Raw genomic sequence first — 12539 nt, forward strand, 5'->3', positions numbered from 1 at the left:
TGAGATCTATAGAGTTAAGCTTCCCACGAAGGAGTGTGTCCGCAACAGGTACAGGTTGGCCCAGGGCCTTGCCGCCGAAGTTCTTTCTCGAGGCGTGAATTCTTTGCGGTAGGGCCGCTAAAGCCGAGGAGCAGAGCATGGCGTTCCACAGATTCAACCGTTTCATGGTCGGGTTGTTCCTGCTGAGTCTGGCGGCGGGATTGGCGGCCGGCGCCGACCGGCCCAAGCCATCCTACTCCGAGCCCGAACTGCACACGCTGGCTCCCCTTGGCGGCAGGGCCGGCTCAAGCCTGGAGATCGAAGTTCGAGGCAAGTTCCTGGCCGGCGCCCACGCCGCCTGGATGGACCGCGATGTCTTTGACGCTCGGGTGAAATCGGTGGAGCCCGTGGCCGCCCCGGACGCGGAAGGCGACGAAAAGGCCAAGTCAAAGAAGGATGACGGTGAGTACCGCGTCAGACTTCAGATCGAAATTGCTTCCGACGCCACCCCGGGTCCGCACCCGCTGAGACTGGTGGCCGCGGGAGGAGTCTCCAACCGGCTCTACCTGCAGATCCACCAGGACCCCGTCATTGCCGAGTCGCCCCGGCCCCACCAGGAACCTGCCACGGCACAGCCGGTCGCCGTTCCGGTGGTGGTCAACGGCACCATCTCAAGGCAAGGGGAACTGGACTATTACAGCCTGGAAGCCTCCAAGGGGCAGGAAGTCGTGTTCGAGGTGATCTTCAGCCACGAGACCCTGTCCAAGGGCTTTCGCCCCCAACTGCGAATCTATGAGACCGCTGGCAGTTGGCTGGGATCTCGCCAACTCACCCAGTTGGCTTTTCACAGTGAAGTCCATGGAGAAATCAATTTGAGCCCGGGCGAAGCGGGCCCGCCCATCGGCACCACGCCGGTCAACTCGGGATTGAAGTATCGGTTCGGCAAGGCCGGCCGCTACCTGGTGGAAGTGGCTTCGGAGCGATTCCAGGGGAAACCGGAGTACGCCTACCAGCTCAGAATGGCCCCGGCAGGAGCAGACTACCAGAGCCGCCTCAAGGACTCGGAGTGGGGGCGATCCTTCACCCGCAGGATCGGCGCCGACCGCCTGGAAGCTCTCTGGGCGCGGACGGTGACCTCCAATCGCCCCACCGACCCGGAGGCCGAAGGACAGCCGGCCTCCGGCCGCCCCGATCCGGAGACCGCCTACGACAACCAGCAGGGGAAGCGCCCGGCTCCCATACCCAACCGGGTAACCCACTGGACGGAAAAAGAACCCAACGATGAATCGGGCCGAGCCACCGAGGTGGCCCTGCCCGGTCTGATTCAGGGGTCCATCGACCGGCCGGGAGACGTGGACACCTACCGGTTCAAGTTGTCATCGGCCCAGCGCCTGGCGTTCGAGATCCAGACTCCCGGGTTGAGTCCCCCCCATTTCACTCCCCGCTTCGAGATCAGGGACGCCGCAGGCCGGTCCATGGTGACCAACCTGCACAAAGTGAATTCGACGCTGAGCGAGGGACAGTGGGTGGTCAAGGACATTGAGTCCAAGGTGATCGAGACCTTTGACCAGGAAGGAGAGTACACGGTCGAGGTTCGCGACGTGACCTCCAGAAACGGCAGCCCGGAATGCCGGTACCGTCTGCTGATCAGGCCCCAGATTCCTCACCTGGGACAATTCACCGTGGAGACCCTGAAACGGGGGACGGAAGACCGCCGGGTCGACCCGTTGCGGATCAATCTGGCTGCGGGAGAGGCCAAGGCCTTGATCATCACGGCACGGGTCGAGGAGATCGACGCCAGGATCACCGATTCTCTGGGTGAGCGGGCCTTCGACTGGGGTACCGGAGAGATGATCCTGCAGGCGGAGGGGCTTCCCCCTGGAGTCCAGGCTCTGCCGGGCACGGGCATCCTCAAGATCAAGGGGAAACCGCGCTACCAGACCATTCGAAAGTACAACTATCTTCCCGACGTGCTGCAGGCGGTGATGGTGATCCACGCCGAGGACAGCGCCCGGGTGATGGCCCTGCCGGAGTCGGTCCGCCTCACGGCCCGCCCCCTGATCGGGAGCAAGCCCGGTCCAACCATTCCGGTGGCGGAGGTTCCGGTGATGGTGGTTGCAGGATCCGAGGCAAAAGCCGTTCCCGGGGAGGCGGTCGGGGAATAGTCAGGGATGATTGGTGAAGGTGAAAGGGAAATGGAGGCGGTCATGACGAAGGGGAAGGTAGAGGGTCGACGCAGCCACTGGCGGCTGCCGATCCCGGGAGTCGTCCTGCTGGCGGGATCGGTGCTGGCGGCCATGGCGCTGCCCGGCGTGGCCATCGCCGAAGAAGCTGGGGCGGTGACGCCGCCCGAGGCATCGCAGCCTGTGGTGTCGCTGCGCCTGCTTCCCGACGATCCCCAGATCTGGGGGGCTGAGGCGTCCCAGCAGTTCCTGCTGCTGGCCCGGTTCGCCGATGGCCTGGAGCGGGATGTCACCGACCAGGGTCGCTACAACCTCTCCGACCCGCAGGTGGCCGAGGTGGATGGGGACGGCAAGGTGGTGGCCCGTTCCAACGGAAGGGTCGTGCTGACGGCCGCCTTTCAGGACCGGACCGCCAGCACCGGGGTCGTGATCGATGGGATCTCCGAGGAGCGGCCCTTCAGCTTTGCCCGGGACATCGGTGCCATCTTCACCAAGACGGGATGCAACAACAGCGAGTGCCACGGGGGCGTCAAGGGACAGGGAGGCTTGAAGCTGTCGGTGAATGCGCTGTTTCCCAAGGAGGACTACCGCTGGATCACCGAAGGGGGGATCTACCAGGTGATGTCGGCGGAGGCAGCCGGGGAGAAGACTCCCCGGGTCAATCTGAAGGAGCCCGAACAGTCGCTGCTGCTGCTGAAGCCCACGCTGGCGGTGCCCCACGGAGGAGGCCAGCGGCTCAATCCGGAGTCCTCCAGTTATCGCACTCTGTTGCGCTGGATCCGGGATGGCGCGCCCTACGGCGAGGAAGGCAGCGAAGAGATCGCTCGCATCGAGCGTTTGGAGGTCCTGCCCCGAGAGGTGGTCCTGGACCGCAAGGGGCGGCACCGTCTGCTGGTCACCGCCCATATGTCCAACGGACGCCGCGAAGACGTTTCCGAGCAGGTGCTCTACGAGTCCAACGACCACGAGATCGTGGAGGTGGACGAGTCGGGAGTGGTGAGGGCCATGGGGGTCGGTGAGAGCGCCGTGATGATTCGAGCGGCCGGGCAGGCCACCAGCGCCCGGTTCGGCGTCATTGCCAAACCCCTGCCTCGCTATCCCGAGGTGGCGAAGAGGAACTACGTCGACGAGCACGTATTCGGAAAGCTGGAGCGCTTCAACATCATTCCCTCCGAAACCTCCAGCGACAGCGAGTTCCTGCGGCGCGTCTGCCTGGACCTGACCGGAACCCTGCCACCGCCCGAAAGGGTTCGCGAGTTTCTGTCGAGCCGGGATCCCGACAAGCGGGATGCCCTGATCGAGACGCTCCTGAACTCCCCCGAGTACGTCGACTACTGGACCTATTTCTTCAGCGAGGTGCTCAGAGTCTATTCCGGGGCGACGCTCAATGCGGAGCATGCGCTCATCTACGAGGATTGGGTTCGAAAGAACATTGCCGGCAACGCTCCCTACGACCGGATGGCGAGAGAGCGGCTGGCGGCCCAGGGCTTCAGCGGTCCGGCCTGGTCCTATTGGACCTTCCGCGACCTGACCCCGGTTCCCGAGATCGCCACCGAGCAGATCCGGGTGTTCCTGGGACGGAGGCTGGGGTGCGCCCAGTGCCACAACCACCCCTTCGAGAACTGGAGCCAGGACCAGTTCTGGGGGCTGGCGGCCTTCTTCGGCGACATGACCCAGATCATGGAGGTCGAGAAGATACGGGGTCCCTATTTCGTGATCGACGACATCGGGGGGCATGGCCGCCGCAAGGATCGAAGTCCGGCCAAGATCCTCCATCCCAGGACCAAGGAGCAGGTCCGGCCCAGCTTCCCCGACGGCAGCGTTCTTCCCGACAGCGAACGGCGGGACCTGCGCATGAAATTGGCCGAATGGATGACCGCGCCGGAGAACCCCTACTTTGCCGAGGCCATCGTCAATCGCGTCTGGGGCCACTTTTTCGGAAGGGGCCTGGTGGAACCGGTGGATGACTTCCGCGCGACCAACCCGCCGACCCATCCCGAACTGCTGAAGGAGCTGTCCCGGAATTTCGTGGATCACGGCTACGATCTGAAGGATCTGTTGCGAACCCTCCTGCGCTCTCGAACCTATCAGTTGTCGGGGCGGGCCAACGAGACCAACCGGGACGACAAGGTCAACTATTCCCGGGCCTTGCCCCGCCTGCTGGAAGCGCCGGTGTTGCTGGATGCCATTTCTCGGGCCACGGGGGTGGATTCGGAGCTCATTGTCTCCGACGAACCCGATGCCTCCAGCGGTGCTCCTCCGGGTACGCGGGCCATCAGCCTGATTCCGGGAATGGTTCCTTCGCCCTTCTTCGAGGTCTACAACCGCAACGATCGCCGGGGCGTGCCGGAGAACAAGCCCCAGCTCACCCTGCTGCAGAGCCTGCACCGGCTGTCGGGACCGACCTTCACCACTCGGCTGACCCAGGAAGGCAGCCGGGTGGACCGTCTGTTGAAGCAGGGGGCCGGCGACCGACAGATTATCGAGGAACTCTACCTCTCGGCCTTGACCCGCTTCCCCTCCGACCGGGAGCTTTCCGGGATCGAGGCCAAGCTGGGCGAGCAGCCGTCGCGCCGGGAAGGGTTGCAGTCTCTGGCCTGGGCGCTTGTCAGTTCGCGGGAATTTGTCCATAATCATTGAGGCTTGCGTGCCGGCTTGGCCGGACAAAAACAGGAGAATCCGATGAAAAGGCAAGGAAGGCTCCAAGAACCCTGGCCGCATCCTTTGGGACGGCGGGAATTCCTGAGGGTGGGCGCCTTGAGCTATCTGGGCCTCAGCCTGAGCGAGTATTTCCAGTTGTCCAGCCTTATGGCCGCCCCCACCGCCAAACAGGCCAAGGCGCAGTCCTGCATTCTCATCTGGATGCACGGCGGGCAGAGCCACCTGGATACCTGGGACGTGAAGGGAAACAGCGGCTTCAAGCCCATCTCCACCAACGTGCCCGGAATCCAGATCTCGGAGCTGCTGCCCCGGGTGTCCCGGCACATGGACAAGCTGTCGATCATCCGCTCGATGAAGAACGAGTCCAACGCCCATTCCGAAGGTACCTACTACGCCATGACGGGGCATATGCCGACCACCACCACCCGCTTTCCCAGCGTGGGCACCGTGGTTGCCAAGGAACTGGGCACGCGCACCAGCGTTCCGGCCTACGTGACCACCGGACGGGGACGTCTGAACTGCCGCAGCGCCGGGTTCGTGGAGCCCCACTACGAACCGTTCATCATCCCGGAGCCGGGGTCCAAGGATTTCAAGGTCACCGACCTTGTCTTGCCCGATGAGGTCTCGGTGGACGCCCTCCATGCCCGGCACGCCTTCTTGAAGCTGGTGGACGAACGCTACCGGCGGATGGAGAACCACGCCAACTTCGCCAAGGTCGACTCCTTTAACGAGAGGGCGCTCAACCTCATTACCTCACCGGCGGTCCGCAACGCCTTCGATCTCTCCCAGGAATCGGAAAAGATCAAGGAGGCCTACGGCCCTGGACGGTTTGGACAGGGAACACTGCTGGCCCGCCGGCTGGTGGAAGCGGGATGTCGATTTGTGACCATCGACGGCTGGAACAAGGAAGCCAAGCACGATTGGGACACCCATTACAGGAACGACTACTACGTGAAGGAAGAACTCGTTCCGCCTTTGGATCGCGCCCTCTCCACTCTGCTGGTTGACCTCAAGGAACGAGGCCTGTTCGAGTCCACCATCGTCCTGGTAATGGGTGAGTTCGGCCGCACCCCCAACATCAATCCGGGTCGGGGGCGAGACCATTGGGGTCACTGCTGGTCCCTGGTGCTGGGAGGCGGCGGCATCAAGGGAGGCCAGGTGGTGGGAGCCAGCGATGAGCGGGGGGCCTACGTGGCGGAACGTCTGGTCACCATCGGGGACCTCTTCGCCACCGTCTACAAGGCCCTGGGCATCGATTGGACCAAGACCTACCTGGGTCCCGGACGCCGGCCCATCTACATCGCCAACTCCATCGGCGACAAGCAGGGAGAGCCCGTCCACGAGCTGGTTTGAGGAGTTGACCGGCGCCGACCGCGGAATCCGGAAGGACGCCAGGGAGAAAAAGGGTCATCCACGAAATCCGTGGTTGACCCTTTTTTCTGTTTCACCCACCCATGATCCGCCCGGCGGGGTGGCAGGTCTCGCCCGCATGTCCCGGCGGGTCGCCAGGAGCCGCGGAGCTCCATCCTCGAGCCCGGCGCATTTCTTCCCGACTACGTCCCGAAGTAAGTTTCCCCTTCCATCAGGTACTTCCGGGTCTCCTCTTCGTCCAGTTCCACCCCCAGCCCCGGACCCTCGGGGATATCGATAAAGCCGTTGCTGATCTTGGGCCTGTATCCCTTGAGGATGCGGTCCCAACCGGGCATGGCGTGGAACTCCAGCGCCAGCAGGTTGGGCATGGCGGCGCAGGAGTGAACCGCGGCGGCAATGCCTATGGGGCTGGAGGCGTTGTGAGGACAGGTCTGCAGGTGGTGGATGTCGGCCAGGTCCGCAATCTTCTTGGATTCGGCAATGCCGCCGCTGACCTGGATGTCGGGGGCCACCATGCGGGTGGCCGACCGCCGGAAGAATTCCAGGAACTCGTGGCGCAGGTGGAGTCCCTCCCCAACCAGGGTCGGCGTGTGCGAGGATGCCGTCAGGGTCGCCCAGGCCTCGACGTCGGTAGCCGGGATGGGATCCTCGACCCAGGTGAGGTCGAAGGGCTCCACGGCCTTGAGGTAGCGCATGGCATTGGACAGGGTTCCGCAGCGGGCCTCGACCGAGATTTCCACCTCCTCGCCGACTTCCCGCCGGATGTCCTCGATCTGACGAACCAGCGTGCTCAAGCCCTTGCGCGTCAGGTGACGGTCCATGACGCCGCCCGGGACCCCAAGCACCTTGGGGGGCGTGGCATCGAATTTCAGGCAGGTGATGCCCAACTCCCGATAGACGTCGGCCATGCCCAGATAATCCTGCAGGTCTCCCACGCAGCAATAGAGACGCACCCGGTCCCAATGCCTTCCGCCCAGCAGCTTGTATACCGGGGCGCCCAAGGCTTTCCCGGCAATGTCCCAAAGGGCGGTTTCCACGCCGCTGGCGGCATGGGCGGCCACGCCGCTGTCGAAATGGGCGGCGCCGAAAGTGCCGTAGGCCCGCCCCATCATCCGTCGAAACAGCCTCTCGACGTCGGTGGGATCCTCGCCCAAAAGCAACGGGCGGTAACCCAGCACATGGGCTCGGGCGGCATCGTTGGCCCAGGTGTCGCCGTAGCCGCTGATTCCCTGGTCGGTATCGACGCGGATCAACATCCAGCGCCGCCGCCAGCCCCAGTCCACCTCCAGCATGGTGGTCTTCACGTCGGTGATGCGGATCTCGGGCTTGGGTTTGGTTCCGGCGGCATGAATGGAATTCCGATCATGACCGGAGCCCACCAGCAGGGCGCCGGTCGCACCGGTCAGCGATGACAGAAAGTGGCGGCGATCGAAGGCCAACATGACAGTCCTCCTATGTTTGGATTAAAGACGACCGGTCTTCTCCGGGGTTTCCCGTCCGGGTTGGCTTCCCGCCGAGGATGCGGCATAATTCGGCGGTCCAGCTTCCAGCATGCGCGGGTGCGTTCCACACCGGGGGTCTCTCTCGGGTAACCAGGTACCTGCAAGAATCGATCATCAGGAGGAATCATGCAAGCGAGAAAAGGAGTTCCCGGTCTGGTACTGGCCCTGTTTCTGGCCAGCGGCGGTTGTTCCGGAACGAAGACTCCGCCCCGGAGCCAGCCGGTGGTGGAAGTGGGAGCCAGCCGGATCGTTCCCGGGGCTGCTGCCGGGGGACACTGGAGCGTGGGACCGCTGTTGTCTCTTCAGGACGGAACATTGGCTCTGGGGGACACCGGGCACTCCCATCGGTCCAGCGACGGTGGCGGCACTTGGCAGCAGGCGCCTGAACTTCCCAGCCGTCAACTGCTGCAGCTTCGGGATGGATCCTTTTGCGTGCTCGATCCCCTGACCCGGCATGCCGAAGAACGCGGACACTTCGTGGGCCGCCGACTGGAACTGGCCGAACTGGATGATCCTTCCTCCTGGGCCGAGGATCGGTGGACGGAGCTGCCGGTGAGGGTGGAGCGCTGGACCGACCTGCACGGCGACGACGGACGGCCCGTCACTACCTTCAAGTTTGGCGGCCCCATGCTGGAACTGGAGGACGGCACTTTGCTGACGGCCAAGGGTGGAAATTTCGTGGGCGACACGGCGCCGATGCCCGGGTTTATTCCGACCAAGGGAGAGAAGTGGTTCAAGTACCGCACCTTTCTGATGGCTTCCACCGACCGCGGCCGGAGCTGGCACTATCGCTCCACGGTCGCCTACGACGGCGTCAGCGGGCAGGAGAGCTTTTGCGAGCCGGCCTTGGTGGATCTGGGCGGGGGCGAGCTTCTCAGCGTCATGAGGACCGGGCGCTACGCACCCATGTACCAGGCACGCTCCATGGACGGAGGCAAGACCTGGGGGACTCCGGAACCCCTGAAGACGCTGGGGCTCTCGCCCATGATGGTGGTTCTGCCCAATGGCGCCCTGGTGTGCAGCTTCGGATGGAGACCCTTCAAGGCCATTCCTTCCCAAGTGGATGGCGGCGCCTATGTCGGGGCCCTCAGGGACTATCGGCAGCGGTACCGGTCGCTGGTCGGCATCGAGGATCCCTCGGCGGTCGCCGGGGACTACGTCATGGCCAGTTTCGACAAGGGACACACCTGGAGCAGGCCCGTCAAGGTCGCCGATCCGCTCACGGTGGGCTATACCCTGCTGGCTCCGACCGGTCCCGACACCTGCCTGCTATTGTCCCGCCGGATCGTGATCGACGGCCTGTCCAGAGAAGAGGTCCTTCAGAAGTGGGAGAGCGAATGGCACGACTGGAACGACAAGTCCGGCGCCGTCATTGAAGCCCGCGAGATCCGGGTGACGCGGTGAACGGAAGCATTTGCGGGCCTGGCCGCAAGGGCAAAAAGAGTTGTCCACGAAGTGACACGAAGGACGACGAAGGGCCATGAGGAATAACTGAATCGGAAGGGGCTGTTTCGTCGAGAAGCGGCGGCAAGGAATCGGTTCGTCAAACCTGCATCGAGAAACCGCCATCGACCGGAATGGCCGCGCCGGTCACGAAGTCGGAGCCGGGAGAGGCCAGAAAGACGGCCGTTCCCGCGCAGTCCTTCAGGGTTCCCCAGCGTCCGGCCGGAGTCCTCTTCAAGACGTGCTCATGCAGGGTGGGAACGTCCCGGCGGCCCTGCCGGGTGAGGTCGGTGTCGATAAAGCCGGGAAGGATGGCGTTGACCTGAATGCCGTCCGCCGCCCAGGCCGAGGCCAGCGACTTGGTGAGCTGCACCACCCCTCCCTTGCTGGCTCCATAGGCCGGGCTGAAGGACGCGCCGAAGAGGGACAGCATCGAGCCGATGTTGATGATCTTGCCACCTCCGGCGCTCTTCATGGCCGGGTAAGCCGCCTGGGAGCAGAGGAAGGTTCCGGTAAGGTTGATCTGCAGGACCTCGGACCACTCGGGCAGGGTCAGCTTCTCGGGAGTCTTGCGGATGTTGATGCCGGCGTTGTTGACCAGAATGTCCAGGCGCCCGAAACGGTCCAGGGCGGATTGCATCAGGGCCTGGACCGATGACTCGTCGCCGACGTCTACGTTTGCCGCCAGCGCCTCGCCCCCTTCCTCCTGAATTTCCCGGACCACCTGGCGGGATTTCTCCTCGTTTCTGGCCGCCACGACCACTCCCGCCCCCGCTTCGGCGAAGCCCCGGACGATCCCCAGGCCGATGCCTCGGTTGCCTCCGGTGACTATGGCGACTTTTCCACTCAGGTCAAACGACGCATATACCATGGTTCAGGGTTCTCCAGTGGGGAAGGTTGCGGAGATCGAAGGGGTCTTGTTCAGGGCCACGCGATGAGAATTGAGGGCCAGGGCCGGCAACTCATCAAGATCCCGGCAGGGCCGCAGATCGCGTGTGGGCAGGTAGGTACCACAGCGCAAAAAGGGTTGTCAAAGGCAATTATCGACGGGGGTGAAGCCCCTGCGGCGGGTCCGTCGACCGTGATATAGTCTGCTGCGCCATTCACTTTCAGCCCCGCGGGTCAAGGAGGCCGCCCCCATGGATGACTTCAAATCGCTGATCCGTCACGTTCCCGATTTCCCCAAGAAGGGCATTCTCTTTTACGACATCACCACCCTGCTCAAGCAGAATGGGGCCTTGAACGAGGTGACGGAGCAACTGGTAAATCTCTACCAAGGCCAGGCCATCGACCTGGTGGTGGGGGTCGAGTCCCGGGGCTTCATATTTGCGCCTATGGTGGCCTGCCGGTTGGGGGCCGGGTTCGTGCCGGTCCGAAAACCGGGAAAGCTCCCTGCCGAAGCCATTACCGAAACCTACGACCTGGAGTACGGCCAGGACAGCCTGGAGGTCCACCGGGATGCCATCCGGGAGGGGCAGCGGGTTCTGCTGGTGGATGACCTGCTGGCGACCGGGGGCACCGCGGCCGCCACGGTGCGGCTGGTTCGGCGGTTGGGGGGGCAGGTGGTGGGCGCCGCCTTCCTGGTGGAGCTGGAGTTCCTCAACGGCCGCGCCCGCCTGCCCGACGTCGAGGTCCGTTCCCTGCTGCAGTACCAGGAGTAGCGCCTTCCCGACCTTTGGGCTGGATCTCCTATGTGGCGCTCTTGCCGATTCCGTCCCCCCCACCGGTTCGACTGCGGGCGGAGCCCTTGTCTCACCGACTCCCCCTCCAGGGGGGAGTGATTGAGGCCAGCACAAGGCTTCCAGTAGAACTCTATCACTCCCCCCTGGAGGGGGAGTCGCAGAAGCCGAGCCGGATGGCGAAGGCTGATGCGGTGGGGGGCAATGCTCGGATCCGGACCGTGCGACAGCGCCTCTCAGACCAGTTGAAACAGAAGGTACTTCAGGTAAGTGCCGCCCCTGCCCTGGCGGCTCCTCCCGTCACTCTCGTTCCTCGAGGGCACGCAGGCCGGCTTGCCGGGACGCAGTCCTGCCGATGCGCCTGAGCCGTCTCACTTCGTGGCCCTTCGTGGATAACTCTTTTTCCCGCGGGCTCGCCTACGGGCCTCCCTGGTTTGCAGCCAGCATGCTGTCGATCTCTTTCTGCAGGGTTGGGGCGATGGGGGCGTCGGGGTGGTGTTGAAGGAACTGGTCCAGGAAGAACTGAGCCCGGATGGGGTCCTTGTTGAGAAGCTGTATTTTCACCAGCAGTCCGAATGAAGGCGCCGCTCGGACGGGCGCCAGCCGGGTGGCCGTTTCGAGGTGCTGCTCGGCGGCGTAGTGACGACCTTGCTGAAAGCGGGCTTCTCCCAGTGCCTGGTGGGCTTCAGCGAAGCTGGGGTCGTATTCCAGAGCCTGCCGGTATCGTTGAATGGCCCGGTCCAGCATGCCCTGGTTGTGGAAGATGACCCCCAGGTTGAAGTTGGGCCTGGCCGAGTTGCTGCGAAGCTCGATGGCCCTCAGGTAGGAGCGGGTGGCATTCTCCCACTGTTCCAGCGCCTGGTAGTGAACTCCCAGGTTGTAGTGGGCCTCAAAAAATTCGGGTTGGGCCTTCACGGCCTTCTGAAGGTGGCGGATGGCCTTGGCCCGGTCTCCCTTGGCGGCGGCCGCCGAGGCCTTCAAGTAGGCCCGACCCGCCTTCCTGCTGACTTTCTTTGACTGTTCCTCGGCCTTGCGGTCCGACGGAAGGGAACCGGAGGCCTTCACCACCTCCCGGAAGGAAGCGGACTCGTTGCCCTTGAGCCGGATGTCCAGGACCACCGTGCGGGGTTCCTCGTATTTCCTGATCTCCAGTGGACGTCCCACGGAGGCGAAATCGGGTCGCTCGATGGTGAGAAGATAGTCTCCCGAGGTCAGGGATTCGAAGACGAAGGAGCCGTCATACCCCACGGTTTTGCGACCAACCTGGCTGCCGTCCGGCCGGGAGAGAACGACGCTGATGGTCTGGCCCGGACGGCCGTCTTGGGTGAGGACCCGTCCGGCCACCGAATGGCGGATGGGTTCCTCCTGGCCGGCCATCGGCACGCCCGGCGCAGCCGACAGAACAAGGGCGAGAAACGCCGGAAAACTCAACGGCAAAACCCTGTTCCGCAGACTTTCCATACTTCGTCCCCTGCCTCTGCCCACGAATTTCGACTAACGCTTACCTCTGGAAATTCTAGGGCGCGTCCGGCGTCAAAGTCAAAATAGCCAACTCCACCAGAGCCCCACGCCGCCGCTTCGCGGCTTACGGGAACTCCCGGGCTGCAGCCCGGGAGTTATCTGCTAAAAAATCCTGTCCCCCAAAAGTGTCGTGGGTTTGGGGAGAGCTGCGAAGCTGCGGTTGACGTGGGTTACCTGGCGAGACGCCACCTACGGGCCAT

The 12539-nt window shown here is 63.8% G+C and carries 8 protein-coding genes; 5 read left to right on the forward strand and 3 right to left on the reverse strand.

Annotated elements, in window-relative coordinates:
• Nucleotides 1–137: 137 nt before the first annotated feature.
• Genes OXI69_13095 through OXI69_13105 form a run of 3 tightly spaced genes read left to right on the forward strand, consistent with a single transcriptional unit; the run spans nt 138 to nt 6176 of the window.
• A complete protein-coding gene (locus OXI69_13095; GenBank protein MDE2667078.1) occupies nt 138–2144 on the forward strand; it encodes a hypothetical protein in 2007 nt (668 codons plus the stop codon).
• A gap of 42 nt (nt 2145–2186) precedes the next feature.
• Complete coding sequence (locus OXI69_13100; GenBank protein MDE2667079.1) at nt 2187–4802, forward strand: DUF1549 and DUF1553 domain-containing protein; 2616 nt, start codon at nt 2187–2189, stop codon at nt 4800–4802.
• 42 nt (nt 4803–4844) lie between these two features.
• Nucleotides 4845–6176, forward strand: a complete 1332-nt coding sequence (locus tag OXI69_13105) for a DUF1501 domain-containing protein (protein ID MDE2667080.1) — start codon at nt 4845–4847, stop codon at nt 6174–6176.
• 200 nt (nt 6177–6376) lie between these two features.
• Here the strand turns inward: OXI69_13105 and OXI69_13110 are convergent, their stop codons facing one another.
• Nucleotides 6377–7636, reverse strand: coding sequence for a mandelate racemase/muconate lactonizing enzyme family protein (locus OXI69_13110; GenBank protein MDE2667081.1), 1260 nt, complete (start codon nt 7634–7636; stop codon nt 6377–6379).
• A gap of 186 nt (nt 7637–7822) precedes the next feature.
• Here OXI69_13110 and OXI69_13115 point away from each other — a divergent pair, with 186 nt between their 5' ends.
• A complete protein-coding gene (locus tag OXI69_13115; GenBank protein MDE2667082.1) occupies nt 7823–9100 on the forward strand; it encodes a sialidase family protein in 1278 nt (425 codons plus the stop codon).
• Between the two features lie 139 nt (nt 9101–9239).
• Here the strand turns inward: OXI69_13115 and OXI69_13120 are convergent, their stop codons facing one another.
• Nucleotides 9240–10010, reverse strand: coding sequence for a 3-oxoacyl-ACP reductase FabG (locus tag OXI69_13120; protein ID MDE2667083.1), 771 nt, complete (start codon nt 10008–10010; stop codon nt 9240–9242).
• 268 nt (nt 10011–10278) lie between these two features.
• On the opposite strand from OXI69_13120, the gene OXI69_13125 reads away from it, so the two are divergent.
• Nucleotides 10279–10800 (forward strand): adenine phosphoribosyltransferase, encoded by a 522-nt coding sequence (locus OXI69_13125; protein ID MDE2667084.1) that lies wholly within the window; start codon nt 10279–10281, stop codon nt 10798–10800.
• Nucleotides 10801–11235: 435 nt separating this feature from the next.
• On the opposite strand, the gene OXI69_13130 is transcribed toward OXI69_13125, so the two are convergent.
• Complete coding sequence (locus OXI69_13130; GenBank protein ID MDE2667085.1) at nt 11236–12279, reverse strand: tetratricopeptide repeat protein; 1044 nt, start codon at nt 12277–12279, stop codon at nt 11236–11238.
• Nucleotides 12280–12539 lie beyond the last annotated feature (260 nt).

The organism is Acidobacteriota bacterium, assembly GCA_028875575.1.
Classification (GTDB): domain Bacteria; phylum Acidobacteriota; class Terriglobia; order Versatilivoradales; family Versatilivoraceae; genus Versatilivorator.

Excerpts from the sequence above, each read along its gene's own strand:
- OXI69_13095 (MDE2667078.1), top strand. The coding sequence starts at position 138 with ATGGCGTTCCACAGATTCAACCGTTTCATGGTCGGGTTGTTCCTGCTG.
- OXI69_13100 (MDE2667079.1), top strand. The coding sequence starts at position 2,187 with ATGACGAAGGGGAAGGTAGAGGGTCGACGCAGCCACTGGCGGCTGCCG.
- OXI69_13105 (MDE2667080.1), top strand. The coding sequence starts at position 4,845 with ATGAAAAGGCAAGGAAGGCTCCAAGAACCCTGGCCGCATCCTTTGGGA.
- OXI69_13110 (MDE2667081.1), bottom strand. The coding sequence starts at position 7,636 with ATGTTGGCCTTCGATCGCCGCCACTTTCTGTCATCGCTGACCGGTGCG.
- OXI69_13115 (MDE2667082.1), top strand. The coding sequence starts at position 7,823 with ATGCAAGCGAGAAAAGGAGTTCCCGGTCTGGTACTGGCCCTGTTTCTG.
- OXI69_13120 (MDE2667083.1), bottom strand. The coding sequence starts at position 10,010 with ATGGTATATGCGTCGTTTGACCTGAGTGGAAAAGTCGCCATAGTCACC.
- OXI69_13125 (MDE2667084.1), top strand. The coding sequence starts at position 10,279 with ATGGATGACTTCAAATCGCTGATCCGTCACGTTCCCGATTTCCCCAAG.
- OXI69_13130 (MDE2667085.1), bottom strand. The coding sequence starts at position 12,279 with ATGGAAAGTCTGCGGAACAGGGTTTTGCCGTTGAGTTTTCCGGCGTTT.